A 24,050-nucleotide genomic window follows, 5' to 3' on the forward strand; every position below is an offset into this window, starting at 1 on the left:
ATGTGTCTGGCAGTGCCCGGCAAGGTCGTGTCCATCGACGCCAGCGCCGATCCGCTCACCGGGGTGATCGACTTCGGCGGGGTGCAGAAGCAGGCGTGCCTGGAATACGTCTCGGACGTGCGGGTCGGTGAGTACGTCATCGTGCACGTCGGCTTCGCGCTTCAGCGCCTGGACGAGGAGTCGGCTCTGGCCTCCCTGAAGCTCTTCGAGGAACTGGGGCTGCTGGAAGAGGAGTTCGGCGACGCCTGGCAGCAGGCGGCCAAGGAGGCGGGAACCGCATGAAGTACATCGACGAGTTCAACGACCCCGCGCTGGCACGGCGGCTGCTGGACGAGATCCGCGTCACCGCCACCCGGCCATGGGCCCTGATGGAGGTGTGCGGCGGTCAGACGCACTCCATCATCCGGCACGGCATCGACCAACTGCTGCCCGAACAGGTGGAGTTGATCCACGGGCCTGGCTGCCCCGTGTGCGTCACGCCCCTGGACGTCATCGACAAGGCACTGGAGATCGCCGCACGCCCCGGGGTGATCTTCTGCTCCTTCGGCGACATGCTCCGCGTCCCGGGCACCGACCGCGACCTGTTCCGGGTCAAGGGCGAGGGCGGTGACGTACGCGTGGTCTACTCGCCGCTCGACGCCCTGGAGCTGGCCCGCCGCAACCCGGACCGGGAGGTGGTGTTCTTCGCCATCGGCTTCGAGACCACCGCCCCCGCCAACGCGATGGCCGTGCACCAGGCCCGCCGCCTGGGCCTGACCAACTTCAGCCTGCTGGTGTCCCATGTGCGGGTGCCTCCGGCCATCGAGGCCATCATGACGGCCCCCGCCTGCCGGGTGCAGGGCTTCCTGGCCGCCGGGCACGTGTGCAGTGTGATGGGCACGGCCGAGTACCCCGAGCTCGCCGAGCGGTTCCGCGTACCGCTCGTGGTGACCGGTTTCGAACCGCTGGACATCCTGGAGGGCATCCGCCGGGCGGTGCGCCAACTGGAGCGCGGTGAGCACCGGGTGGAGAACGCGTACGCCCGTGCCGTACGCGAGGACGGCAACCCGGCCGCCGTACGCATGATCCAAGAAGTGTTCGAGGTCACCGACCGGAACTGGCGCGGCATCGGGCCCATCCCGCTGAGCGGCTGGCGGCTGACCGAGGCCTTCCGCGCGTACGACGCCGAGCACCGCTTCGACGTCACCGGCATCCGCACCGAGGAACCCGCCGAGTGCCGCGCCGGTGAGGTGCTCCAGGGGCTGATCAAGCCGACCGAGTGCGCCGCGTTCGGCACCACCTGCACCCCGCGCACCCCGCTCGGCGCGACCATGGTCTCCAGCGAGGGCGCCTGCGCGGCCTACTACCTGTACCGCCGGATGAACGGCCCGACCCCGCACACCGCCGGGGCCGCGCGCGAGGAGATGAACCCCGTTGCCTGAACTCGCCGACCCGACCGTCGACCCCGCCAACTGGACCTGCCCCGCCCCCCTGCGTGACCAGGGCGTCGTGGTGATGGGACACGGCGGAGGCGGCGCCCTGTCCGCCGAACTGATGGAGCAGGTCTTCGCGCCCGCGTACGGCAACGCCACCCTCGCCGCGCTCGCCGACTCCGCCGTCCTCGAACTGGGCGGCGCCCGGCTGGCGTTCTCCACCGACGCCTACGTGGTCAGGCCGCTGTTCTTCCCCGGCGGCAGCCTGGGTGACCTCGCGGTCAACGGCACCGTGAACGACCTGGCGATGAGCGGCGCCCGGCCCGCCTACCTGTCCGCCGCCTTCGTACTGGAAGAGGGCGTGGAACTGACCGTCGTCGAACGGATCGCGCGCGCCATGGGTGCGGCGGCCGAGGCGGCGGGGGTCGTGGTGGCCACGGGCGACACCAAGGTGGTGGAGTCCGGGCACGGCGACGGCGTCTACGTCACCACCGCCGGGGTGGGCCTCGTCCCCGAGGGCGTGGACGTCCGGCCCCAGCGGGCCCGGCCCGGCGACGCCGTCATCGTCAGCGGCCCGATCGGCCTGCACGGCGTGGCGATCATGAGTGTGCGGGAGGGGCTGGAGTTCGGCGTCGAGATCGCCAGCGACACCGCGCCGCTGGCGGACCTGGTGGCGGCCATGCTGGCTGTCACCCCGGACATCCATGTACTGCGCGACCCCACCCGGGGCGGTCTGGCCGCCTCCCTCAACGAGATCGCCCGCGCCTCGGGCACCGGCGTCCGGCTGCGGGAGCGGGCCATTCCGGTGCCGGAGGCCGTCGCGGGCGCCTGCGGCTTCCTGGGGCTCGACCCCCTCTACGTCGCCAACGAGGGCCGGCTCGTCGCCTTCGTGCCCCCCGCGGCGGCGGAGGAGGTCCTCGCGGCCATGCGCGCCCACCCGCAGGGCAGCGGGGCCACGCTGATCGGGGAGTGCGTCGCGGAGCACCCCGGCATGGTCGTGGTCGCCACCGGCCTCGGCGGCACCCGGGTGGTGGACCTGCCGCTCGGCGAGCAGCTGCCGCGCATCTGCTGATCCGAAGCCGAGTTCAGTCGATCCCGATGATCTCCAGTTCCCGGCCGCTGCGCAGCTCGGTGGAGGGCCGGTCGCAGCGCGGGCACCAGAAGAACGGCGGCATGCCCACCGGGAACTCCTCGGCGCACGGCCCGCAGTAGGCCTGCGCGGGGACCTCCTCGACCACGAGCCGGGCGGCGGCGAGGGCGGTGCCGTCGCGGGCCACCTCGAACGCGAAATCCAGCGCGTCGGGGACGACTCCCGCCAGCTCGCCGACCCGGACGGTCACCGCCGAGACGGTACCCGTCCCGTCGGCCCGGGCGAGCTCGTCCGCCCGCTCGATGATCGCGGTCGCGATCGACAACTCGTGCACGGCCGGCTCACGGGTAGCGGCGGCCCGCGCGCAGGCCGCCCGCCATCCGCCAGATCCGCATCTCGCGCCGCAGACTCGGGAACTCCCGGACGAACAGCGCCACCGCCATGGCGCCCGCCAGGGCCGCCTCGGCCATCAACAGGCGGTGCCCCGTCGTCCCGGTTTCCGCGACCGCCGTTCTCCCTGCTCGTTGGAGCTTCATTCGGACGACTCCCTGTCTCTCCTCATCCTGTCTTTCCGCATGCTGACTTTCCTCATCCCGGCGGGATGTTCGGCATGATGTCCAGGAGAGCGTCGTGCCGCTTCCAGTGGATCCCGGTGGAGCGGCGTGCGTCGGCGGTGCCGTCCTTGTGGTGCCCCTTCTGCTGGTCGTAGGGCCCCGCGTTGCCCTGGTGCATGCCGCGTACGTGCCCGGTCGAGTCGGGCTTGGCCTGGGGTCGGCCGACTCGGATGCTGCCCATGGGGTCTTCTCCCTTCCTCGCCTCCGCGTCGCGGAGTGCTCGAGTTCATGGCCGCTCGGTGAGTTCCTCGAAGAACCGCTCGACGGCCGGCCAGATCCGGCCGCCGCCGGACAGGCCCCGCCATTCCCGGCGTACGACGGCGACCATCCGGTAGCAGTCGTCGACGGGCACGATCCAGTGGTGGTCGAGGCCGTGGACGGTGTTCACGAGCAGGGCCTCCACGTCCGGTTCCAGGGAGGCGAGCCGCGGACACGCCGCGACCATCCGTTGCCAGGCCGCCGCGTCCACCTCCCATCGCATGGCCCCGGCCGGGCTCGGGCCCTCGGCCGTGACCGTGCCGTCGGCCCGGGGCACGAAGAAGACCAGGCCCACGGGCACGCCCAGGACCTCAGTGTCCACCCGGGGCAGCCGGATCCGCCTGCGGGGAACGAGCCGGTAGCGCCCCTCGCCCGCGCCGCCGTCGGCGAACAGCACCGAGCAGGGGCCGCAGGCGCAGCGCACCTGCTCGTCCCCGGTGTCGTACAGGTGGGCGTGCGCGTCGGGCACCGGCGCGGCGCACAGGTCGCACCGTTCCGCCTCGGCCGTCGCGGCCGGGTCGGCCGAGGAGCGGATGAGGCGGGCCAGGGCTCCGTCCGTGGTCACCGTGCACCTCGGTGGGTCAGCATGGTCAGGGGTACGAACGCCGGGGCGGCGGTCTGGACGGGCTCCACGGCGGTGAGCTCCGGCGCGACGGCGAGCACCGCCTCGCGGACCACGGCGGTGACGTCGGCGGACCCGCCGCCGCACCCCGAACCGCAACCGCCGCCGCCCGCCGTCAGCCGGACCCGGCCCACTTCACCCTCCACGCCCGCCCACTCCACGTCGCCGCCGCGTTCCCGCACGGCGGGGCGCAGCCGTTCGACCGCGCGGGCCGCCCGGCGCTCGACGGGCTCCGGGTGGATGGCGTGCAGCACCAGCAGATGCCCCAACAGCTCGTCGTCGGCGAGCCGTTCGGCCAGCTGCCCGTCCGCGTGGTCCATGACCCGGGCCAGCGCCTCGCCGTAGACCTCGGTGAGCAGCCGTACGGACTCCACCGCGGAGCGGATGACGGGGCCCGGTGCGGATCCGAGGTCCTCCAGCAGCTCGTCGAGCCGGGCCAGCCGGGCCTCGACGGCCGGGTCCGCGAGCCGCCCGGCGGCCGTGCCCCCGGGCTCAGCCATGGTTCGCTCCGTACGTCGGCGAGTGCAGGGTGGTCAGCGTCTTGCCCTTGCCGACGTACATGTGCACCCCGCATGGCAGACACGGGTCGAAACTGCGGACGGTGCGCATGATGTCGACGCCCTTGAAGTCGTCCGGGCCGTTCTCCTCGAAGATCGGCTGTCCCTGGACGGCGTCCTCGTACGGGCCGGGGGTGCCGAACTTGTCGCGGGGGCTGGCGTTCCACGGGGTCGGCGGATACGGGTGGTAGTTGGCGATCTTCTTGTCCTTGATCACCAGGTGATGGGAGAGGACACCGCGCACCGCCTCGTGGAAGCCGCAGCCGATCGCCTCGTCCGGCACCTCGAAGTTCTCGAACACCTTGGTGTCGCCGGACCGCACCAGGCCCATGGCCTCTTCCAGGAACTGCAGGGCCATGGCGGCCGCGTAGGCGACGAAGTACGGCCGGGCGCGGTCCCGTTCGATGGTGTTGCTCCACTTCGGGATGCGCCACTCCAGGGTCGCCTCCGGCAGCGTCTCGCCCTTGGGCAGCGAGATGCGCACGCTGTGGCCGGTGGCCTTGATGTACGGGGTGTCGACGAGGCCGCTCAGGGCGGTCGACCACAGCCGGGCGAGCGGGCCGCCGCCGGTGTCCAGGGCGAGGTGCTCCCCGGTGCGTCCGTCGAGCCAGCGCGGGCTCATCACCCAGCTGTACTTGCCGTCGAAGTCGCGCTTCTGCGGCACCGGGACGGTGGTCTGGTTCCACGGGTGGCGCATGTCGACCGGGTTGCCGAGCGGGTCGTGGGTGACGAAGGGCTCCTCGTTCACCCAGTCCTCGTAGTAGGAGCTGCCCAGCATGATGCGCAGGCCGAGGTTGATGTCGACCAGGTCGTTGGTGACCAGCTCGCCGTCGACGACGATGCCCGGGGTGACGTACATCGCCTTGCCCCACCGGTTCATGTTCTCGTAGCGGTAGTCGACGACGTCGGGGTCCTGGAAGGCGCCCCAGCAGCCGAGCAGGACGCGGCGGCGGCCGACCTCCTCGTAGCCGGGCAGCGCGTCGTAGAAGAAGTCGAAGACGTCGTCGTTCATCGCGACGGCCTTCTTGACGAAGTCGATGACCCGCATGAGCCGGCTGAGATAGTCGGTGAAGACGGTCGGCTGCGGCAGCGTGCCGACGCCGCCGGGGTAGAGCGTGGACGGGTGGACGTGCCGCCCCTCCATCAGGCAGAACATCTCGCGGGTGACCCGGCTGACCTTCAGGGCCTCCTTGTAGACCTCGCCCTCGAACGGGTTGAACGCCTTCATGATGTCGGCGATCGTGCGGTAGCCGTGGATGGCCCCGCGGGGTGCGTCGGTGCGTTCGGCGCGGGCCAGCAGGCCGGGGTTGGTGGCCTTGACCATCGCCTCGCAGAAGTCCACGAACACCAGGTTGTCCTGGAAGATCGTGTGGTCGAACATGTACTCGGCCGCCTCGCCGAGGTTGACGATGTGCTCGGCCAGCCGGGGCGGCTTGACGCCGTAGGCCATCTGCTGGGCGTAGTCGGAGCACGTGGTGTGGTTGTCGCCGCAGATGCCGCAGATGCGGGAGGTGATGAAGCCAGCGTCCCGCGGGTCCTTGCCCTTCATGAACACCGAGTAGCCGCGGAAGAGCGACGAGGTGCTGTGGCACTCCACGACTTCCCGGTTGGCGAAGTCGATCTTCGTGTAGATGCCCAGGTTGCCGATGATCCGGGTGATCGGATCCCAGGACATGTCCACGATCTGGGCCGGCTTGCGTCCCGTGGGCCGAGCCTCGGTTGTGGTCATCGCTGGTACTGCCCCTCGCTGTCGGTCGGTGTCCGTACGTCCGTGGTGGGATGGGTGTCGCGCGGTGGTCAGGGCCGCCAGTGCGGGTCGTAACCGCTGGTGAGCTTCCGCTTGTTGTGGCGCCACTTGGGCTCGTGGTTGACCAACTCGTTCGTGAAGCCGCGCAAACGGCGGATCACGGCGCCGTACGGCTTGATGGCGAGCGACGACAGCGTCCCGCCGGGCGGCTCGTCCATGAACGGCATGAACGCGTCGGGGAAGCCGGGCATCGTGCAGCCGATGCAGATGCCGCCGACGTTCGGGCAGCCGCCGATGCCGGCCATCCAGCCGCGCTTGGGCACGTTGCAGTTGACCACCGGGCCCCAACAGCCCGTCTTGACCAGGCACTTGGGGGAGTTGTAGTCGCCGGCGAAGCTGGCCTGCTCGTAGTACGAGCCGCGGTCGCAGCCCTCGTGGACCGTCTTCCCGAACAGCCACTGCGGGCGCAGCATGTGGTCCAGCGGGGGCGGGGGAGCGGAGCCGGCCGCGTGGTAGAGGACCCAGATCAGGGTCTCCATGAAGTTCTCGGGCTGGATCGGGCAGCCCGGCACGTTCACCACGGGCAGGCCGCCCTGCGACCGGAAGCCCCAGCCCAGGTAGTCCGCGAGGCCCATGCAACCGGTCGGGTTGCCCGCCATCGCGTGGATGCCGCCGAAGGTGGCGCAGGTGCCCGCGGCCACCACCGCCCAGGCCTTGGGAGCCAGGTCGTCGATCCAGTCGTTCAGGGTCTGCGGCTCACCGGTCTCCGGGTGATTGCCGAAGGACGTCCAGTAGCCGTCGCCCTCGATGATTCTCTGGTTGGGGATCGAGCCCTCGATGACGAGGATGAACGGGGCCAGGTCGCCGCGGGCCGCCGCCCGGTAGGGAGCGAGGAAGTCCTCGCCGCCCAGGCTCGGCGAGAGCACCTTGTTGACCAGGTTCACCTTCGGCAGACCCGGGATCAGACCGAGCACCAGGTCCTCGATGGAGGGCTGGTCGGCGGCCGTGAGGGAGACGGTGTCGCCGTCGCAGCTCATGCCCTCGGAGATCCAGAGGATGTGGATCTCGTCGAAGCCCTGCCGGTCCTCGCCACGGCTGGGTTCGCCGCTGACTTCCGTGGTGGAGCTGTGGGTGGTCATGTCATCGGCCTCCGCTGTGGGGGGTGTCGGAGTCGGCCGGCTCCAGTGGTTCGAGTTCGTCGGGCCGGAAGTAGTGGAAGCGGCCGTACCAGGTGTGCAGTTCGGACGCGGGGTCGTCGTCGAGGGTGACGGCGAGATGCGTGCTCCCGTCCACGTCGTGGAAGACGGCGGCGACCTCGGCCGTCCGGCCGACCAGGAACATGTCCTGGGCGTCGGCACCCCGGCCCCGTGGGCGGAGCCGCACGCGGCTGCCCGCGCCGACGGGCACGCCGGCGACGAGCACGGTGTCGGTGGTCGGGGACAGCCCTGCGTCGGCACCCTCCTGCCACCACGCGGGTCGGCCGGGGGCGGGGGAGACCGGTGGGGTGGGGTGTTCGGCGGCCGGAGGGACGGGCGTGGAGGGGTGTTCGGCGGCCGGGGTGCCAGGCGAGGCGGGATCCACTGCCGCTCGGGTGACAGGCGTCAGGGAGCGGACGGCGCCGTGCAGGCGCGCGAAGACCTCGGGGGGCATGGTGTCGACCCGGTCGAGGATCGCGGCGGCCCGCGGGTCGGTGGCGCGCGCCTCGCGTTTCTCCTCGTCCGTCAACAGCATCGTGCGCAGGGTCAGGATCTCGTCGATCTCCGCGGCGTCGTGCAGATCGCCCGGGCTCTCCGGTGCCACCTGCGGATGGTCGGGCAGGATGATCGGCGAGGCGAGCAGAAGGTCTCCGGTGAGGCCGCCGCCGCTCTCCTCGGCGGGCGGTTCCCCGCCGAGCACGGGAAAGGCGAACTCGTTCCGGCACGCGCGGGCGTGCTCCTCCAGCGGTGCGGGCGGATCGATCAGCGAGACGAACTCCACGCCCTGCCCGGCGACGAGCGTGTGCGTGGCGATGAGGGCACCGCGCAAGGCCTCCTCGCGAGGGGTGTGGGGCCCGGGCGCGGCGCCGGTGTTCACGGTGCGCACCCGGAGCCGGTACACCCCGTCCGAGAGCCGCTCGGCCGTCAGGGTGGTATGCGCCCGGACCTCCTCGCGCCGCCGCACGACCCGTCCGACGCCCCCGGGCAGCGGCTCGGTGTCCGTGCCGGCCGCCGCTCCCACCGCGGTGGTGCGTTCACCCGTCAGCAGGTCGTCCAGCGGGACGGCGAGGTCGGCCTCGCGCGGTACCGCCTCGTCGAAGGTCAGATGTGTCACGCCGTCGTCCGTCCGAAGCGACGCGACCGCACGGTGGCCGCCGTCCGGGCCGGCCGCCTCCACCTGCTTGTGCTGCATCTGCAGGTACCGCACCCGCACCCGTACGACAGCGCCGGGCCCTCGGACGCGCAGCAGACACTCGGTCCGCTGATACCAGGAGTCCGCGGAGCCGGACACGCCCGGGACGAGGGGGCCGGCCGCCTCCACCCAGTCGCGGGGGAAGAGCACACCGAACTGCCACCTGACGCGGTTCTTGGTCGACGACCGCCGGTACGGGTAGAGGAGGTAACCCTCGTAGAGGACGGTGTCGGCGACGGCGCTCAGCCGCTCGAAGCCGCCGCGGGACAGGCCCGGTGGCAGATCCTCGCCGCCCTCCGGAACCGCACACGGCGCGCAGCCCTCGATCAGGCCCTCCGACATCCCGCCTCCTCGAATCCGTTCGCGCGCCCATCCCTTCCACCAAGGTCACATCGCTAACAGGCCCCCGCCTCCTCCGGACCAGCACCAATGAGCCGTTCAGGGGAACCGTCGGGTGAGGCAGTGCGTAGGCTCGCTCCGAGAGCTCTCCCGCAGCGAAGGGGCATGCATGACCACCGTCTTCTCCCGCATCATCGACGGCGAGCTTCCCGCCCGGTTCGTCTGGCAGGACGCGCATGCGACGGCATTCCTGTCCATCGCACCGCTGACGCCCGGTCACACCCTCGTCGTGCCCCGCCGCGAGGTCGACCAGTGGACGCAGGTCGACGGGGAACTGCTGGCCCACTGCATGCAGGTGGCCCAGGCGGTCGGCCAGGGTGTGCAGCGGGCGTGGAACGCTCCACGGGCCGGACTGCTCATCGCCGGTTTCGAGGTGCCGCACCTGCACATTCACGTGGCGCCCATGTGGGGTATGGGCGACCTCGACTTCGCCGACGCGAAGCCGGAGGAGGACATGTCGGCCCTCGACGAGGCGGCGGACAGACTCCGCACCGCCCTGCGCGAACTCGGCTTCGAGCAGGCCGTGCCGCCGGGGGCGTGACCGCCCTGCCAGGCCCGCGCGGCGCCACGAACCCGGCCGCCGCAGGGGTGGCCGCCGGCCGGACGAGGAAGGGGCGTGCACCTTCCACGTGGCCACCGCGGGTGTGGGAGAAGGCCGACGCCGAGAACTGAAGGATGGTAGAAGCAGGCCATGACCAACTCGCTCATCCATCCGGCCGGTGCCCGATGACCGCCGGCATCGACACCCCCGACCGCCGTGGCCGCACCGGACTCGACCAGGCCGGCCGGGACCTGACCGGCAACCCCCGCGTCAAGGTGCGGGACGTGCAACTCCTGTCCAGCCACTGGTACGTCGAGCGCGCGACGACCTTCGACTTCCAGCACGCCGACGGCACCTGGAGCACCCAGCAGCGCGAGACGCACGACCGTGGCAACGGGGCGACCATGCTGCTGTACGACGCCGAACGCGAAACCGTCCTGCTCACCCGCCAGTTCCGCTTCCCGGTGTACGTCAACGGCCACCCCGACGGCCTGCTGATCGAGACGCCCGGCGGGCTGCTCGACGACGATGACGAGCACCCGGAGATCGCGGTGCGGCGTGAGGTCGTGGAGGAGACCGGGCACACCATCGGCGAGGTCCGGCACGTCTTCGACGTCTACATGAGCCCGGGCTCGGTCACCGAGCGCGTCAGCTTCTACGCGGCCGCCTACGGCCCCTCGACCCGCACCCACGAGGGCGGTGGCCTGGACGAGGAGGGCGAGGACATCGAGATCGTGGAACTGCCCTTCCGCCGGGCCCTGGAGATGATCCGCACCGGGGAGATCGCCGACGCCAAGACGATCATGTTGTTGCAATGGGCGGCGCTGGAGGGGCCGTTCGCCCGCTGAACGCCTCTCCCCCCGACCACCCGCGCTTTCTCAGAGCGCGCCGACGAAACGGTCGATCACCGCGTCCACCCCGGCTGCCAGGCCCTCCGGCCCGCCCCGCTCGGCGAGGGCCGGGGTGATCGCTCGGAGCGTGGGCAGCTCATGGGGCGGCATGCGGTGCAGGCCGAGACGGAAGGCGGGGTCCGGCTCGTCGGGGTTGTCGACCATGGCCCGCAGTTCCACGGACACGTATCCGAGGACCCATGCGGTGAAGGCGTGGAAGACGGCGGCGGTGCGTTCCTCGTCGAGCCCTGCCCCGCGGAGCAGGACGAGCACCCGCTCATGGTCTCTGAGGACCGCAGGCGGCCTCCGTGCCAGCGGAACCGCCATCATGCGCGTGGCGATCAGCGGCACCACCTGAGGGTGGGCGAAGCAGACCTCATAAGTGGTCAGAGCGATTCGGTGCAGGTCGGCCCGCCACTCGGGCAGCCCGGCACCGGGGCCTTCGGCCGGTGCCGCCTTTGCCGTCGAGACCTCGCCGAGACGGTCCTCCAGTTCCAGGTAGAGGGCCTCGACCAGCCCGTCCAAAAGCGCGTCCTTGCCGGCCGCGTAGCGGTACAGGGCCATGGCCTCGACGCCGAGTTCGGAACCCAGGCGACGCATGCTCAACGCGGACAGACCTTCGCGATCAACCAGTTCCAGGGCGGCGGCCAGCACCCGCTCCCGACTGAGCCTGCCGTGCCGCCCGCGGTCACTCGCACGCCGGGCCGGGCCTGCTTGCGGGTCATTCTGCATGGGCGTATTCCTTACCGCTCGACCCTGTGGGTGGTGGCACCCTTACGACGTAAACATACGGGAGCGGTCACCGCAGGGGTTCAGTCGAGCACTGGGCGAGACGGCGTTCGCCCTGTCATCAGGACCATCCCCGAGTCGCCGTAGTCCGGGAGCGTCGGGTCGGCGTCGATCCGGGTCACCGAGAGCCGCTCGGTCAGCGGCGCGAACACCTCCCGGACGGCTTCCGGGCCCACGGGGCAGCCCGGCCAGCGTGAGGCGCGGCCGATGCGGTACGTCGGCATGTTCTCCATGAACGCGGCCACCAGGTGCCCGCCCGGGACGACACAGCGGGCGAAGAGGCGGCAGAACTCGGTGAACTCCGTGAAGTCCTCGGTCGCTCCCTCGGCCACGAAGTGCATGGACGCGAGACCGTACATGCCGGGCGGCAAGGCCCGGACGTCGGTGTGGACGACGCGTATCCGCGACAGTGCCTCCGGGAGGGTCGCCGGGAGGGTCGGGACGTATCGCCGGCACAGCTCGTAGAAGGGCTGCCAGCTGGCATCGGGTCCGAGGCGGAGCTGCCCGGTCAGATAGGCGACGTTGGCCGCGCCCGCCTCCACGGCGTCGACGCGGCGGCTGACGGCGGCGGCCAGCATGAGCGGGTAGAGGTTGGGCCCGGCACCGAGCTCCACGGACCGCGCGATGCCGCGGGGCGCCAACTCCCGGTACAGCCCCGCGTGGTGGGCGATGACCGCCGCGTCGGACGGGTGCAGCTCGCGGTAGTTCTCGGCGAGGTAGTCCTGGACGGGCCAACTGTCCCAGTCCACGTCGTCGTTGCGGATCGGTACGGCACCAGGAGCCTCGGACGGGGGCATGCCCTGCTCACCCCCTGAGCCCCAGCACGCGCTGCTCGGCCAGTCGGCTCAGCGTGTCGTTGAGCCGGTCGATGTCCTCGTCGGAGTTGAGCGCCGTGACCTGGATACGGAAGCCGACCCGGTCGCGGGGGACGAGGGGGTAGGCCGCGAGGGTCACGTAGATGCCGCACTCCCACAGGAATCGGGCGACCGCGTCCAGATGGGCGGTGTCGGCGAGCGGGATCTCCACGATCGGGAACTCACGTACGCTCGGCGTGGCCAGGCCGAGGCCGCGGACGTGCCGGAGCACCCGCACGGTCTTGCGGTACAGATCGGCACGGATCGCGTCCCCCCGGCGGTCGTTCACCTCCAGACCGGCGAGCGAGGTGGCCAGGGACGCCGTCGGCGAGGGACCGGAGTAGAGATAGGGGCCGGCGGCGGTCTTCAGGTGATCCTTGAGCCGGGAGGGCAGGGCGAGGAAGGCCAGCAGCGACGAGTACGCCTTGGAGAAACCGCCGACGAGCACGATGCCGTCGTAGGTCTCACCCGTGTGCCGGACGACGCTGTTGCCGCGCGAACCGTACGGGCAGGGCTCCGTTGCCGTCCGCTCCCCGATGACACCGAAACCGTGGGTGTCGTCCACGTACAGCGTCGCGCCCCGCTCCCGGCAGATCCGGGCCAGCACCGGCAGGCCGGGGATGTTCCCGCTCATGCTGTCGACACCGTCCAGGCAGACCAGCCGGGGCCCGTCGCACGGCAGGGCCCGCAGCAGGGCGTCCAGCTCGTCGGGCCGGTCGGCGCGGAAGCGCTGCAGCCGCGCGCCCTGGGCCCGGGCGGACACACAGCCGTCGTACACGGTCTTGTGCGCCCTGGCCTCGACGAAGACATGGCCCGCACCGGCGAGGACGGGGATCACCGAGGCGTGGATCAGGGTGGCCGTGGGCAGCAGCAGCGTGTCCGGCGCGCCGAGCAGAGCGGCGAGGCGTTCCTCGATCTCCGGGTAGAGCCGTGGGCTGCCCAGCAGCCGTGACCAGCTGGGGTGCGTCCCCCACCGCCGTACGGCCGGTTCGATCTCGTCGATGATCTCGGGGTCCCAGTCGAAGCCCAGGTAGTTGCAGGACGCGAAGTCGATCAGCCAGTGATCGCCGCTGCGGATGTGCCGGCCGCGCACCTCGTCCAGCACAGCGTCGCTCATGGGGCTCGTCCGCCGCAGGTGGTCGAGGTCGTCCCACCGAGGGTCGCTGCGGAATCCCGGAAGTTCGACGTCGACTGCGCGCATGGTGGTACTCCCTCTGGTTCAGGCCCGCGGGGAAGGCCGGACGCCGCCGTGCTGCTGGAGCACGGCCTCGCCCTGCTCCACCGTCATCGGCTGTGCGAACAGGTAGCCCTGTCCGTATCCGCAGCCGATGTCCGCCAGCAGCTCCCACTGCCGCTCGTCCTCGATGCCCTCGGCGATCACCTGAAGCCCGAGTGTGTCGGCGAGGTGGACGATGCCTTCGACGAGGGCCACCTGCCGGGGGTCCTGCGGGATCTCGTCGATGAACGACTTGTCGATCTTGAGTACGTCGATGGGGAAGTCCCGGAGATAGCGCAGCGACGAGTACCCGGTGCCGAAGTCGTCCACCGCGATGCGCACACCGAGGTCCTTCAGCGCCCGGATGACCGTGTCGATCTGCTCGGTCCGCTGCATGAGTACCGACTCGGTGAGCTCCAGCAGCAGTGTGCCCGGGACCAGAACCGAGGTCTCCAGGGCCCTGGACACCTCGTTCAGGAATCCCGCGTCCCGCCACTGCCGGGCGGACACGTTGACACTCAGATACGGCGGCTTGGTCCGCCCGGCGCGCTGCTGCAGCCCGGCGATGTCGGCCGTGGCGTGGTGCAGTACCCAGGTGCCCAGCACCGAGATGTGGCCGGTCTCCTCGGCGAGCGGGATGAACTGCGCCGGTGGGACCGGATCGCTGCCGAGGCCACGCCAGCGGGCCAGCGCCTCGAAGCCCACGACCTCGCCCGCGGGGATGTCCACGACCGGCTGGTAGCACAGGGTGAACTCCTGCCGGGAGATCGCACGGTCGAGGCGCGCCTGCAGGTCGTGGCGTTCCACCACGCGGGCGCGCTGCTGGGGCTGGAAGCGGCGCCACTGGCGCTTCCCGGAGGCCTTGGCCGCGTACAGGGCCAGATCGGCGAGGGCCAGCAGCTCCTCGGCGTTCGCGCTGTCCCTGCCCGTGGCCACCCCCACGCTGGCCGAGATGCTCACCGACTCATCGACCAGGTGGAACGGCCGGTTGAGCGACTGGATCACCTGTGCGGCCAGGAGTTCCGCGTCGAGGGGCTGCTTCGCGTCCTCCATCAGGACGGCGAACTCGTCGCCGCCGAGCCGGGCCGCCGTGTCGGTACGGCGCAGCGTCCCCGACAGACGCTCACCCACGGCGCGCAGCAGCCGGTCGCCGACCGAGTGTCCGAGCGTGTCGTTGACGATCTTGAAGTCGTCCAGGTCGATGAAGAGCAGACAGGTGATCGTCGCTTCCCGGCGGCTGCGCAGCAGCGCACGCGCCGTCCGCTCCAGCAGCAGGGTCCGGTTGGGCAGACCGGTCAGCGAGTCGTGGAAGGCCCGCTGAGTGAGCTCCTGCTCCAGCTGACGCTGTTCGGTGACGTCCCGCAGCGTCACGACCAGACCGCCCACGGTCCGGTCCTGCCGCAGGTCGCGGCAGCGCACCTCCACTTCGATGCGGCCCGTCTCCCGGGCCACCCACCAGTGGTCGTGCGCCTCCTGCCGCTCGCTGCTCCGCAGGGCCGTCAGGGTCCGGATCACCCGGTCGCGGTCCTGCGGATCCAGCAGGTCCGGCAGCTGTCTCCCGATCAGCTCGGTGCCGCCGCCGAACACGGCCTGCGCGGAGGGACTGGCGTAACGGACGGTCGTGTCGTCGTTGACGATGAGGATGACGTCCGTGGCGTTGTGCACCAGGGTGCGGAAGTACGCCTCGCTCTCGCTGCGGATGATCTCCCGCCGCAGCGCGATGCGCTCCATCGCCAGCCCCGCGTGCGAGGCCAGGATCTCCAGCGAGCCGCACATCTCGGCGAGCTGCCGCTCGGGACCGGCCGCCAGCAGTGCGCCCGGAAGCTCGCCGCCGGCCGGGCGGTCGGGCTGGACCATGGGGCAGACCAGGGCGGTCGGCAGATCCCCGAGCCGGACGGCGATGTCCGGCCCGAACACGGCGACGGGAAGCGTGAGGGTGCGGTGGCGGGCGGGATCGACCGGCTCGCTCCGAGCGGGCTCGGCATCCGTGCCCCGTCGGCCGCCGATCCGGATGTGGGACCGCGTAAGGCGCTTGTACAGGTCCTGGGCGTCCCGGGCCGACAGGAGCATGGCCACGTGCGGCTGCTTCGGCCCGGACAGCGCGGCGACCGCCGTGTCGCAGGCCCGGGCGATCTCCTCCGGCCAGACCGCGGCCACCAGAGAGGCGGCCGCGGTGCGCAGCGCCTGCTCCCGCGCCACGGCCTTGCGGTGCGCTACGACCATGACCGCGAGCCGCAGGATCACCAGGAGGAACAGCACACCGGAGAACGCGCCCAGCACCGCCGGGTCGTGCACGCGGCCTGCCCGCCTCTCCATCACCAGGATGGTGGGCGGGATCAGGGTGGCCGCCGTGAGCAGCAGAAGCCGGCGCCAGGGCGGCAGCAGGGACTGCGGCGGGGACTGCGACGCGGTCAGCTCCGCCATCGAGGGGTGCAGCGCGGCCAGTCCCCAAGCCGTGTAGAAGACGATCCAGCCGGAGTCCAGCAGCGTGCCGGCCTGCCATGTGCCGCTGAGCTGGAGGATGCCGTAGGCGATGTCGAAGCAGAGCAGCGTGAGCGTGCCCAGCACGAGCAGTTGGACGGCACGGTTGGACCCGGACGTGGGGCTGGGCGCGAGCAGCCGCAGGAGGAGCGCCAGCACCAGGATGTCCCCGAGGGGATAGGCGATGCTGATCGCGTGCTGCTCCCAGGTGAGGCCCTCCAGTCGGGCGAGCGGTTGCACCAGATACACCCAGACCGGCAGGGCGAGCCCCGCGGTGATGATCAGCGCGTCCAGCAGACTCGGCAGATCATGGCCCACCCAGCGGTACCGCACCAGACCGAACAGGCCCGCGGCGAACAGGGGATACACGGTCAGATAACAGGCGTCGGCCGGGGACGGGAAGGGATTCGACGCGGCGAAGTACGCCTCCTGCACGTTGTAGTAGGTGTCGCCCGCGGCGAAGGCCAGCAGCCCGGTGGCAAGCACCCACCAAGGCCAGGCGTGGGCGGGCCGGTGGACGTGCACCCCGGTGAGGACGGCGGCGGCACCAGCCAGCCCGATGACGGCCCACAGGGGCGTGCGTAGGTCCGGGATGGTCATGTACAGGCCGGTGAGGGCCCCGACCAGTCCGATGTACGCGGCCATCAATCGGTGGGCCGGCAGCAAGGTCAAGCGCCTCCCCGAATCGGAGGACACCGGGCTGCGCGGAACGCGCCAATTCGGGCTTCCTGTAACGATCGTAGGCACGGTGGGCGTCCCGTTGCATCTCGTCACCCGGCGACCGGGGCGAATCGTGCGGTGCCCCAGCCAGGACCGTGCCGGGCTCCGATCCCGGCCCGCCCTGCGGACCGTGTGGACGGGCCACATGACACCTACTCCTTCCGGTTCGGCCCCCAGGCCGAGTCGCCGTATCCGTGCGGGTTGAGCCGCTGGAAGCGCCAGGCGTCCCGGCACAGTTCGTCGAGCTCCCGGGTGGGGCGCCAGCCCCAGGCCCGCGTCACCGCGGTCGGGTCGACGACGAGTTCGGCGATGTCTCCCGGCCGACGGGGTCCGACGTCGTAAGGGATGGGCCTTCCGCACTCCCTGGAGAACGCGGTGACGACGTCGAGGACGGACCTGCCCTCTCCGGCACCCAGGTTGTACACGTGCATGCCCGGCCCGTCGGCGAGGTGGTCGAGCGCGATGCGGTGCGCCTCGACGGCGTCCATGACATGGAGATAGTCGCGGATCGCGGTTCCGTCGCGGGTCGGGTAGTCGTCGCCGAACACCTCGAGCCTGGGGCGTCGGCCGTCGGCCACCTCGGCGAGGTAGGGCACGAGGCTGATGGAGGCGGCGTGGGGATCCTCGCCGAGCAGTCCGCTGGGGTGGGCGCCGGCCGGGATGGAGTACCGCAGGCACAGGACCGTGTACTCGGGGCGGCGGCGGCAGACGTCCGTGAGGATCTGCTCGCAGATCCACTTCGAGGCCGCGTACGGGCTGGCGGGCCGGGGCGGGGTGGTCTCGTCGACCGGCCCGCGCCCGGCGTCGCCGTAGACCCAGCACGACGACGGGTACACGAGACGGTGCACCCCGTGCTCGTCCATGGCGCCCAGCAGGGCGGTCGTTCCGCCGACGTTGGTGTCGTAGTACTCGACGGGCATCCGTGTCGATCTGTGCGGGCCCTTGTGCGCGGCGAAGTGCACGACGGCGTCCACGGAGTGCCGGTCGAAGACGGCCGACAGGGCGTGCCGGTCACGGATGTCCAGCTCGTAGACGGCACCGACGAAGCGGCCGGCGATCCGTTCCATGCGGGTGAAGACCTGCGGAGTGCTGTTGGAGTAGTCGTCGACCACGATCACCTCGTAGCCGTGCTCGAGGAGTTCCACGCAGGCATGACTGCCGACGAAGCCGGCCCCGCCCGTGACCAGAATGGTCGACGGCGTCCACGGAGCTTCACTTCCTTCGGCTGCTCTGCTCGTCATGGCAGGACGCTCCTGCTGCTGAGCACCGTACGTTTACGGCGTATATGTACGACTGTGCGGCTTCGGTCCCTTGGAGTCAAGGCTGCCCGTCGCACACAAGCGCTTGACTTCGTGCGCGCTCCAAGCTGAAGACTCCTCTCGCGTGCCCCGAACGCGGGCGCGAACGGGAGGGAACGGCATGAAGTACCGCACCATCGGCACCGCCCCGAACACCCGCCGTGAGGTCAGCGTCCTCGCGCTCGGCGCGATGCTGTTCGGCTCACGGACCGACGAGGAGACCTCCTTCGCCGTGCTCGACCGATATGTCGAGGCCGGCGGGACCTTCATCGACACGTCCGACAACTACGCCTTCTGGATCGACGGCGGCCAGGGCGGACAGAGCGAGGAGTTGCTCGGCCGATGGCGCCGCAGTCGCGGCGTCGGCGACGAGATCGTCATCGCCACCAAGCTCGGCGCCCGCCCGCTGGCCCCCGGCACCAGCTACGTCGACAACGCCGAGGGCCTGTCGGCCAAGGTGATCCGGGAGTCCGCCGAGCGCAGCCGCGACCGGCTCGGCGTGGCGAAGCTGGACCTGCTCTACGCGCACATCGAGGACCAGAAGGTGCCTCTCCAGGAGACGGTGGAGGGGTTCGCCGAACTGGTCGCCGAGGGGACTGTCGGTCTGCTCGGCGTCAGCAACCACGCGATGTGGCGGGTCGAGCGGGCCCGCGCCCTCGCCACCGCGGCCGGACTGCCCGGTTACGAGGTCCTCCAGTACGCCCACAGCCACCTGCGGCCCCGCCTCGACGTACCCGAGGGCCTGTTCCCCGACGGCAGCCTCGGCCACGCCGGCCCCGACCTGCTGAGCTACCTGCGCGCCGAGCCCGGACTGACGCTCGTCGCCTACTCACCGCTGTTGAAAGGCGCGTACACCCACCCGGAGCGGCTGCCCGCCGACTTCGACCACCCGGGCACCGAGGCCCGTCTGACGGTGCTGCGCGAGATCGCCCAGGAGACCGGCGCCACGGTCAACCAGGTCGTCCTGGCCTGGCAGACCGGCGCCGAACTGCCGATCATCCCCCTGGTCGGGGCGTCCTCCGTGGCCCAGTTGGAGGAGAGCCTCGCCGCCGTGGATCTGGAGCTGACCCAGGAGCAGCGCGCCCGGCTCGACGCGGCCCGCTGACCGGGCCGGGAGTACGCTCCGGAAAGGAGCCGAAGGAGAGTGGACCATGCCTCTGTTCCCCACCGAGCGGTCCGTCCGCACGACCCCCGAAGGCCTCCTGTGGGAGCCCAGCGAGCGCTGGGTGCGCGGTCGCAAGGGCGACGTCACCGTCGTCGACAGCCGGCACCCCGTCCTGGTCTGGGAGCCCGATCTGCCCGTCCCGTGCTATGCGTTCCCGCGTGCGGAGGTCCGCACGGACCTCCTCCGCCCGGCCAAGAACCCGACGCCGGGCAAACACACGGGGTCACAGATCTTCTACGACCTCGAAGCCGACGCAGAGCTGGTGGAGAACGCGGCGTGGACCTTCCCCGCCGCCGACCTGGCCGGGCACATCTCCTTCGAGTGGTTCCTGCGCTGGGGGACCGGCCTCGACCACTGGTACGAGGAGGAGGAAGAGATCTTCGTCCACCCGCGCGACCCGCACAAGCGGGTGGACGCCATGCCCAGCAGCCGCCATGTCCAGGTCGAGATCGCGGGCACCCTCGTCGCGGACACCCACCGCCCTGTGCTGCTGTTCGAGACCGGACTGCCGACGCGGTACTACATGCCGCGCGAGGACGTACGGCTCGACCTGTTCGAGCCCACCGACCACCGGACCGGATGCCCGTACAAGGGCAGGGCGCAGTACTGGACCTGGCGTGGTGAGGGCGAGGCCCCGCGGAACGTCCTGTGGAGTTACGCCGAGCCACTGCCCGCGGTGAGTCCGATCAAGGGGCTCGTGGCCTTCTACAACGAGGCCGTCGACATCACCGTGGACGGCGAAGGACTGGCGCGGCCGGTCACGCCGTTCACCGCGAGCCTCAAACCCTGACCAGCAGCTGGAAGTCGAACGCGTACCGGGACGCGCGGTAGATGTGCGTCCCGTACTCGACCGGCCGGCCAGTGTCGTCGTACGCCGTGCGCTGCATGGTGAGCAGCGCGGCGCGCTCCTTCTCGTCGAGGCGCTCGGCCTCCTCGGCGGTCGCGCAGCGGGCGCCGACGGTCTGGCGGGCGCTGTGCAGGGTGATTCCGGCGGCGCGCATCATCCGGTAGAGGCCAGTCGACTCCAGCCGGGCCGTGTCGAGGTCGAGCAGGCTCGCGGGCAGGTAGTTGCAGAGGATGGCGACGGGCTGGCCGTGGGTGCAGCGCAGCCGCTCCAGCAGGGTGACCTCGCTGCCCTCCGCGACGCCGAGCGCGGCCGCGACGTCGGCGGCCGCCGGGACCCGCTCGTTGCGGACGACCTGCGTGGTCGGTCCCTGCCCGGCCGCCTCCAGGTCGTCGTAGAGGCTGCTGAGCTCCAGCCCGCGCTTCACCTGGCTGTGCACCACCTGGGTGCCCACCCCCCGCCGCCGGACCAGCAGCCCCTTGTCGACGAGTGACTGGATGGCCTGCCGGACGGTGGGCCGGGACAGGCCCAGCCGCACCGACAGGTCGACCTCGTTGCCCAGGAGGTTGCCCGGGGCGAGGACCCCGTGCTCGATCGCCGACTCCAGCTGCTGGGCGAGCTGGTAGTACAGCGGCACGGGACTGCCCCGGTCCAGGGCGAAGTCCAGCGAGTCCAACGCGGAGGCGGATCCGGCACGTGTGGAGCCGCGGGTCTTCGCCATGGGACGAACCTCCCTGTCAGGGTGTCAGGAGTTGCTGGGGAAACCGAGGTTGATGCCACCGTCGGACGGGTCCGGCCAGCGGGTCGTGATCACCTTGCCCTGCGTGTAGAAGGCGATGCCGTCGTTGCCGTAGATGTGCAGATCGCCGAAGAGGGAGTCCTTCCAGCCACCGAAGGAGTGGTAGCCGACCGGCACCGGGATCGGCACGTTCACGCCGACCATGCCCGCCTTGACCTCCAGCTGGAAGCGGCGGGCGGCGCCGCCGTCGCGGGTGAAGATCGCGGTGCCGTTGCCCCAACGGGAGTCGTTGATCAGCTTGATGGCCTCCTCGTACGTCTCCGCACGCACCACCGCCAGCACCGGGCCGAAGATCTCGTCCCGGTACGCGTCCGCCGTCAGCGGCACCCGGTCCAGCAGCGAGACGCCGAGGAAGAAGCCGTCCTCGTGGCCCTCGACCGAGTAACCGGTGCCGTCGACGACGACCTCGGCGCCCTGCTCGGCGGCCGAAGCGACATAGGACGCCACCTTGTCGCGGTGCTCGCGCGTGATCAGGGGGCCCATCTCGGACGCGGGGTCGTTGCCGGGGCCGATGCGCAGGGCCTTCGCCCGCTCGGCGATCTTGCCGACCAGCTCGTCGCCCGTGTCGCCGACCGCGACCACGACCGACACGGCCATGCAGCGCTCGCCCGCCGAACCGTACGCGGCGTTGATCGCCTGGTCGGCCGCGAAGTCCAGGTCGGCGTCGGGCAGGACCAGCATGTGGTTCTTGGCGCCGCCCAGGGCCTGCACGCGCTTGCCGTGCTCGACTGCCTTGAGCTGGATGTACTTCGCGATGGGCGTCGAGCCGACGAAGGAGACCACCTCGATGTCCGGGTGCTCGAGGAGGCGGTCCACGGCCACCTTGTCGCCCTGCACGATGTTCAGCACACCGTCCGGCAGCCCGGCCTCGGAGGCCAGTTCGGCGAGCCGGAAGGACGCCGACGGGTCCTTCTCGCTCGGCTTCAGCACGAAGGTGTTGCCGCACGCGATGGCGAGGGGGAACATCCACATCGGCACCATGGCCGGGAAGTTGAACGGCGTGATGCCCGCGACGACGCCGAGCGGCTGGCGGATCGAGGCCACGTCCACCCGGGTGGACACCTGTGTCGACAGCTCGCCCTTCAGCTGCACGGAGATCCCGCAGGCCAGCTCCACGATCTCCAGGCCGCGCGCCACCTCACCGAGGGCGTCGGAGTGCACCTTGCCGTGCTCGGCGGTGATCAGCTCGGCGATCTCGTCGCGGTGGGCATCGAGCAGCTCGCGGTACTTGAACAGGATCGCCGTGCGCTTGGCCAGGGAGGACTGGCCCCAGCTCTCGAACGCGACCTTGGCGGAGGCGACGGCGGCGTCCACCTCGTCGACGGTCGCGAAGGCGACCTGCTTCTCCTGGGCGCCGGTGGCCGGGTTGTAGACGGGGGCGAAGCGGCCGGAGCCGCCCTCCACGGGCTTGCCGTCGATCCAGTGGGTGATGGTCTTCATGGTGCGAAAGGGCCTTTCAAGTGCGGGGCGGGTGCGGGGAGTTCACAGGTGGTGGCGACGGTCGGCGACGTTCCTGTCGTACCGTTCGCGGGCCTCGACGGCGGCCTCGCGCGAGGCGACCTCGGCGACGGGCACGTCCCACCAGGCCTCGGCGCCCGGCGAGGTCGGGTTCGTGATGTCGGTCTCGACGTACACGCAGGTCGGCCGGTCGGAGGCGCGGGCCGCGGCCAGCGCCTCGCGCAGCTCGCGGACCGTCTTGGCGCGCAGCACGTCCATGCCGAGGCTGGCCGCGTTGGCGGCGAGGTCGACCGGGAGCGGGGCGCCGGTGAAGGTGCCGTCGGCGGCGCGGTAGCGGTAGTCGGTGCCGAAGCGCTCGCCGCCGGTCTCTGCGGACAGTCCGCCGATGGAGGCGTAGCCGTGGTTCTGGATCAGGACGATGTTGACCGGCAGTCCCTCCTGGACCGCCGTCACGATCTCCGTCGGCATCATCAGGTAGGTCCCGTCGCCGACCAGCGACCACACGGCCGTGTCCGGGGCGGCCTGCTGGATGCCGATCCCGGCCGGGATCTCGTAGCCCATGCAGGAGTAGCCGTACTCCAGGTGGTACTGGCGCGGGCTGCGGGACCGCCACAGCTTGTGCAGGTCGCCCGGGAGCGAACCGGCCGCGTTGATCACCACGTCGTCGTCGCCGACGACCGCGTCCAGCGCGCCCAGCACCTGGGTCTGCGTCGGTACGGCGCTCTCGTCGTCGGCGCGGTAGGCGGCCTCGACGACCGCGTCCCAGCGCTCCTTGCCGGCGCGGTACTCGGCCTCGTACGCCGCGTCCACCCGGTGGCCGGAAAGCGCCCCGGTCAGCTGCTCCAGACCGGTCCGCGCATCGCAGACCAGCGTCCGCGCCGCCAGCTTGTGCGCGTCGAAGCCGGTGATGTTGAGGTTCAGGAAGCGCACGTCCGGGTTCTGGAAGAGGGTGCCGGAGGCGGTGGTGAAGTCGGTGTATCTCGTCCCGACGCCGATCACCAGGTCGGCGGTGCGGGCGATGTCGTCGCTGACCGAGGTGCCGGTGTGGCCGATGCCGCCGAGGTCGGCGGGGTGGTCGTACCGGAGTGAGCCCTTGCCCGCCTGGGTGGAGGAGACCGGGATGCCGGTCGCCTCGACGAACGCCTTCAGCGCCGCCTCGGCCTCGCTGTGGTGGACGCCGCCGCCCGCGACGATCAGGGGGCGCTCGGCGGCCCGGATCGCCTCGACGGCCGCCGCCAGCTCGACCGGGTCGGGCGCGGGGCGCCGTACGTACCAGACGCGCTCGGCGAAGAACTCCTGCGGCCAGTCGTACGCCTCCGCCTGCACGTCCTGGGGGAGGGCCAGCGTCACCGCGCCGGTCTCGGCCGGGTCGGCGAGCACGCGCATCGCGTTCAGCGCGGACGGGATCAGCGCCTCGGGACGGGTGATCCGGTCGAAGTACCTCGACACCGGGCGCAGGGTGTCGTTGACCGACACATCCGCCTCGGTCGGGTGCTCCAGCTGCTGGAGCAGCGGGTCGGGGGCGTGCGAGGCGAAGTAGTCGCCGGGGAGGAGGAGGACCGGCAGGCGGTTGATCGTCGCCAGGGCCGCGCCGGTGACCAGGTTGGTGGCTCCCGGGCCGATGGACGTCGTCACGGCCTGCGCGGAGAGGCGGTTGAGCTGGCGGGCGTAGCCGACGGCCGCGTGCACCATGGACTGCTCGTTGCGGCCCTGGTGGTACGGCATGACGTCCTCGCCCGCCTGGAGGAGGGCCTGACCGAGGCCGGCCACATTGCCGTGGCCGAAGATGCCCCAGGTTCCGGCGATCAGCCGGTGCCGTACGCCGTCGCGCTCGGTGTACTGGGCGGACAGGAACCGCACCAGCGCCTGGGCGACGGTCAGGCGGACGGTGGATTGGCTCATCGAGGA

The 24,050-nt window shown here is 71.1% G+C and carries 23 protein-coding genes; 7 read left to right on the forward strand and 16 right to left on the reverse strand.

The window, feature by feature from the left end; all coding sequences use genetic code 11:
* The 3 genes from ACIREI_RS34300 to hypE are packed head-to-tail and all read left to right on the forward strand — an operon-like array spanning position 1 to position 2,484.
* Complete coding sequence (locus ACIREI_RS34300) at positions 1–282, forward strand: HypC/HybG/HupF family hydrogenase formation chaperone (protein ID WP_403341367.1); 282 nt, start codon at positions 1–3, stop codon at positions 280–282.
* Positions 279–1,421, forward strand: coding sequence for a hydrogenase formation protein HypD (gene hypD, locus ACIREI_RS34305; protein WP_403341370.1), 1,143 nt, complete (start codon positions 279–281; stop codon positions 1,419–1,421). The genes ACIREI_RS34300 and hypD overlap by 4 nt, the downstream gene beginning before the upstream one ends.
* A complete protein-coding gene (gene hypE / locus ACIREI_RS34310; protein WP_403341372.1) occupies positions 1,414–2,484 on the forward strand; it encodes a hydrogenase expression/formation protein HypE in 1,071 nt (356 codons plus the stop codon). The genes hypD and hypE overlap by 8 nt, the downstream gene beginning before the upstream one ends.
* 13 nt (positions 2,485–2,497) lie before the next feature.
* Here hypE and hypA read toward each other — a convergent pair whose 3' ends face one another.
* The 8 genes from hypA to ACIREI_RS34350 form a co-directional block, all read right to left on the reverse strand.
* A complete protein-coding gene (hypA, locus tag ACIREI_RS34315) occupies positions 2,498–2,836 on the reverse strand; it encodes a hydrogenase maturation nickel metallochaperone HypA (protein WP_403341375.1) in 339 nt (112 codons plus the stop codon).
* 7 nt (positions 2,837–2,843) lie between these two features.
* Positions 2,844–3,038 carry a hypothetical protein gene (locus ACIREI_RS34320; protein WP_403341378.1) on the reverse strand — a complete coding sequence of 65 codons (195 nt, stop codon included), beginning with the start codon at positions 3,036–3,038 and terminating at the stop codon, positions 2,844–2,846.
* 52 nt (positions 3,039–3,090) lie between these two features.
* The gene (locus tag ACIREI_RS34325) at positions 3,091–3,297 is read right to left on the reverse strand and encodes a hypothetical protein (RefSeq protein WP_403341380.1); all 207 of its coding nucleotides are present in this window, start codon (positions 3,295–3,297) and stop codon (positions 3,091–3,093) included.
* Positions 3,298–3,342: 45 nt separating this feature from the next.
* Positions 3,343–3,939 carry a DUF5947 family protein gene (locus tag ACIREI_RS34330; RefSeq protein ID WP_403341383.1) on the reverse strand — a complete coding sequence of 199 codons (597 nt, stop codon included), beginning with the start codon at positions 3,937–3,939 and terminating at the stop codon, positions 3,343–3,345.
* Entirely contained in the window at positions 3,936–4,496 is a 561-nt protein-coding gene (locus tag ACIREI_RS34335; RefSeq protein WP_403341385.1) for a NifU family protein, read from the reverse strand. The genes ACIREI_RS34330 and ACIREI_RS34335 overlap by 4 nt, the downstream gene beginning before the upstream one ends.
* The gene (locus ACIREI_RS34340) at positions 4,489–6,282 is read right to left on the reverse strand and encodes a nickel-dependent hydrogenase large subunit (RefSeq protein ID WP_403341387.1); all 1,794 of its coding nucleotides are present in this window, start codon (positions 6,280–6,282) and stop codon (positions 4,489–4,491) included. The genes ACIREI_RS34335 and ACIREI_RS34340 overlap by 8 nt, the downstream gene beginning before the upstream one ends.
* Before the next feature lie 68 nt (positions 6,283–6,350).
* A complete protein-coding gene (locus ACIREI_RS34345; protein WP_403341389.1) occupies positions 6,351–7,439 on the reverse strand; it encodes a hydrogenase expression protein HypE in 1,089 nt (362 codons plus the stop codon).
* Between the two features lies 1 nt (position 7,440).
* On the reverse strand, positions 7,441–9,030 hold the full coding sequence (locus ACIREI_RS34350) for a hypothetical protein (RefSeq protein WP_403341392.1): 1,590 nt from the start codon (positions 9,028–9,030) through the stop codon (positions 7,441–7,443).
* Positions 9,031–9,196: 166 nt separating this feature from the next.
* Here ACIREI_RS34350 and ACIREI_RS34355 point away from each other — a divergent pair, with 166 nt between their 5' ends.
* Complete coding sequence (locus ACIREI_RS34355; RefSeq protein ID WP_403341394.1) at positions 9,197–9,628, forward strand: HIT family protein; 432 nt, start codon at positions 9,197–9,199, stop codon at positions 9,626–9,628.
* Positions 9,629–9,813: 185 nt separating this feature from the next.
* Positions 9,814–10,476 carry an NUDIX domain-containing protein gene (locus ACIREI_RS34360; protein ID WP_403341397.1) on the forward strand — a complete coding sequence of 221 codons (663 nt, stop codon included), beginning with the start codon at positions 9,814–9,816 and terminating at the stop codon, positions 10,474–10,476.
* Positions 10,477–10,506: 30 nt separating this feature from the next.
* Here ACIREI_RS34360 and ACIREI_RS34365 read toward each other — a convergent pair whose 3' ends face one another.
* From ACIREI_RS34365 to galE, 5 genes are all read right to left on the reverse strand, one after another.
* Positions 10,507–11,250 carry a TetR/AcrR family transcriptional regulator gene (locus tag ACIREI_RS34365; protein WP_403341399.1) on the reverse strand — a complete coding sequence of 248 codons (744 nt, stop codon included), beginning with the start codon at positions 11,248–11,250 and terminating at the stop codon, positions 10,507–10,509.
* Between the two features lie 80 nt (positions 11,251–11,330).
* Positions 11,331–12,104, reverse strand: coding sequence for a class I SAM-dependent methyltransferase (locus ACIREI_RS34370; protein ID WP_403341402.1), 774 nt, complete (start codon positions 12,102–12,104; stop codon positions 11,331–11,333).
* Positions 12,105–12,111: 7 nt separating this feature from the next.
* Entirely contained in the window at positions 12,112–13,362 is a 1,251-nt protein-coding gene (locus ACIREI_RS34375; protein ID WP_403341404.1) for an aminotransferase class I/II-fold pyridoxal phosphate-dependent enzyme, read from the reverse strand.
* A gap of 18 nt (positions 13,363–13,380) precedes the next feature.
* Entirely contained in the window at positions 13,381–16,530 is a 3,150-nt protein-coding gene (locus ACIREI_RS34380; protein ID WP_403341406.1) for a putative bifunctional diguanylate cyclase/phosphodiesterase, read from the reverse strand.
* Positions 16,531–16,730: 200 nt separating this feature from the next.
* Complete coding sequence (gene galE / locus ACIREI_RS34385) at positions 16,731–17,819, reverse strand: UDP-glucose 4-epimerase GalE (protein WP_403341409.1); 1,089 nt, start codon at positions 17,817–17,819, stop codon at positions 16,731–16,733.
* 178 nt (positions 17,820–17,997) lie between these two features.
* Between galE and ACIREI_RS34390 the strand changes: the two genes are divergently transcribed.
* Entirely contained in the window at positions 17,998–18,981 is a 984-nt protein-coding gene (locus ACIREI_RS34390) for an aldo/keto reductase (protein WP_403341412.1), read from the forward strand.
* 46 nt (positions 18,982–19,027) lie between these two features.
* Positions 19,028–19,831 carry a DUF427 domain-containing protein gene (locus ACIREI_RS34395; RefSeq protein WP_403341415.1) on the forward strand — a complete coding sequence of 268 codons (804 nt, stop codon included), beginning with the start codon at positions 19,028–19,030 and terminating at the stop codon, positions 19,829–19,831.
* Here the strand turns inward: ACIREI_RS34395 and ACIREI_RS34400 are convergent.
* From ACIREI_RS34400 to iolD, 3 genes are read right to left on the reverse strand one after another with little or no spacing between them, the layout of a single operon-like run.
* Entirely contained in the window at positions 19,821–20,606 is a 786-nt protein-coding gene (locus ACIREI_RS34400; RefSeq protein ID WP_403341418.1) for a GntR family transcriptional regulator, read from the reverse strand. The genes ACIREI_RS34395 and ACIREI_RS34400 overlap by 11 nt on opposite strands.
* 24 nt (positions 20,607–20,630) lie before the next feature.
* On the reverse strand, positions 20,631–22,124 hold the full coding sequence (locus ACIREI_RS34405; protein WP_403341421.1) for a CoA-acylating methylmalonate-semialdehyde dehydrogenase: 1,494 nt from the start codon (positions 22,122–22,124) through the stop codon (positions 20,631–20,633).
* 42 nt (positions 22,125–22,166) lie between these two features.
* Positions 22,167–24,044, reverse strand: a complete 1,878-nt coding sequence (gene iolD / locus ACIREI_RS34410; RefSeq protein WP_403341424.1) for a 3D-(3,5/4)-trihydroxycyclohexane-1,2-dione acylhydrolase (decyclizing) — start codon at positions 24,042–24,044, stop codon at positions 22,167–22,169.
* Between the last annotated feature and the right edge of the window lie 6 nt (positions 24,045–24,050).

The organism is Streptomyces sp. NPDC093591 (genome assembly GCF_044764885.1).
GTDB lineage: Bacteria > Actinomycetota > Actinomycetes > Streptomycetales > Streptomycetaceae > Streptomyces.

Bases quoted from the DNA above. Each gene is read 5' to 3' on its own strand.
- ACIREI_RS34300 (WP_403341367.1), top strand. From the start codon at position 1: ATGTGTCTGGCAGTGCCCGGCAAGGTCGTGTCCATCGACGCCAGCGCC.
- hypD (WP_403341370.1), top strand. From the start codon at position 279: ATGAAGTACATCGACGAGTTCAACGACCCCGCGCTGGCACGGCGGCTG.
- ACIREI_RS34320 (WP_403341378.1), bottom strand. From the start codon at position 3,038: ATGAAGCTCCAACGAGCAGGGAGAACGGCGGTCGCGGAAACCGGGACG.
- ACIREI_RS34325 (WP_403341380.1), bottom strand. From the start codon at position 3,297: ATGGGCAGCATCCGAGTCGGCCGACCCCAGGCCAAGCCCGACTCGACC.
- ACIREI_RS34335 (WP_403341385.1), bottom strand. From the start codon at position 4,496: ATGGCTGAGCCCGGGGGCACGGCCGCCGGGCGGCTCGCGGACCCGGCC.
- ACIREI_RS34340 (WP_403341387.1), bottom strand. From the start codon at position 6,282: ATGACCACAACCGAGGCTCGGCCCACGGGACGCAAGCCGGCCCAGATC.
- ACIREI_RS34345 (WP_403341389.1), bottom strand. From the start codon at position 7,439: ATGACCACCCACAGCTCCACCACGGAAGTCAGCGGCGAACCCAGCCGT.
- ACIREI_RS34350 (WP_403341392.1), bottom strand. From the start codon at position 9,030: ATGTCGGAGGGCCTGATCGAGGGCTGCGCGCCGTGTGCGGTTCCGGAG.
- ACIREI_RS34355 (WP_403341394.1), top strand. From the start codon at position 9,197: ATGACCACCGTCTTCTCCCGCATCATCGACGGCGAGCTTCCCGCCCGG.
- ACIREI_RS34360 (WP_403341397.1), top strand. From the start codon at position 9,814: ATGACCGCCGGCATCGACACCCCCGACCGCCGTGGCCGCACCGGACTC.
- ACIREI_RS34365 (WP_403341399.1), bottom strand. From the start codon at position 11,250: ATGCAGAATGACCCGCAAGCAGGCCCGGCCCGGCGTGCGAGTGACCGC.
- ACIREI_RS34370 (WP_403341402.1), bottom strand. From the start codon at position 12,104: ATGCCCCCGTCCGAGGCTCCTGGTGCCGTACCGATCCGCAACGACGAC.
- ACIREI_RS34375 (WP_403341404.1), bottom strand. From the start codon at position 13,362: ATGCGCGCAGTCGACGTCGAACTTCCGGGATTCCGCAGCGACCCTCGG.
- galE (WP_403341409.1), bottom strand. From the start codon at position 17,819: ATGACGAGCAGAGCAGCCGAAGGAAGTGAAGCTCCGTGGACGCCGTCG.
- ACIREI_RS34390 (WP_403341412.1), top strand. From the start codon at position 17,998: ATGAAGTACCGCACCATCGGCACCGCCCCGAACACCCGCCGTGAGGTC.
- ACIREI_RS34395 (WP_403341415.1), top strand. From the start codon at position 19,028: ATGCCTCTGTTCCCCACCGAGCGGTCCGTCCGCACGACCCCCGAAGGC.
- ACIREI_RS34400 (WP_403341418.1), bottom strand. From the start codon at position 20,606: ATGGCGAAGACCCGCGGCTCCACACGTGCCGGATCCGCCTCCGCGTTG.
- ACIREI_RS34405 (WP_403341421.1), bottom strand. From the start codon at position 22,124: ATGAAGACCATCACCCACTGGATCGACGGCAAGCCCGTGGAGGGCGGC.
- iolD (WP_403341424.1), bottom strand. From the start codon at position 24,044: ATGAGCCAATCCACCGTCCGCCTGACCGTCGCCCAGGCGCTGGTGCGG.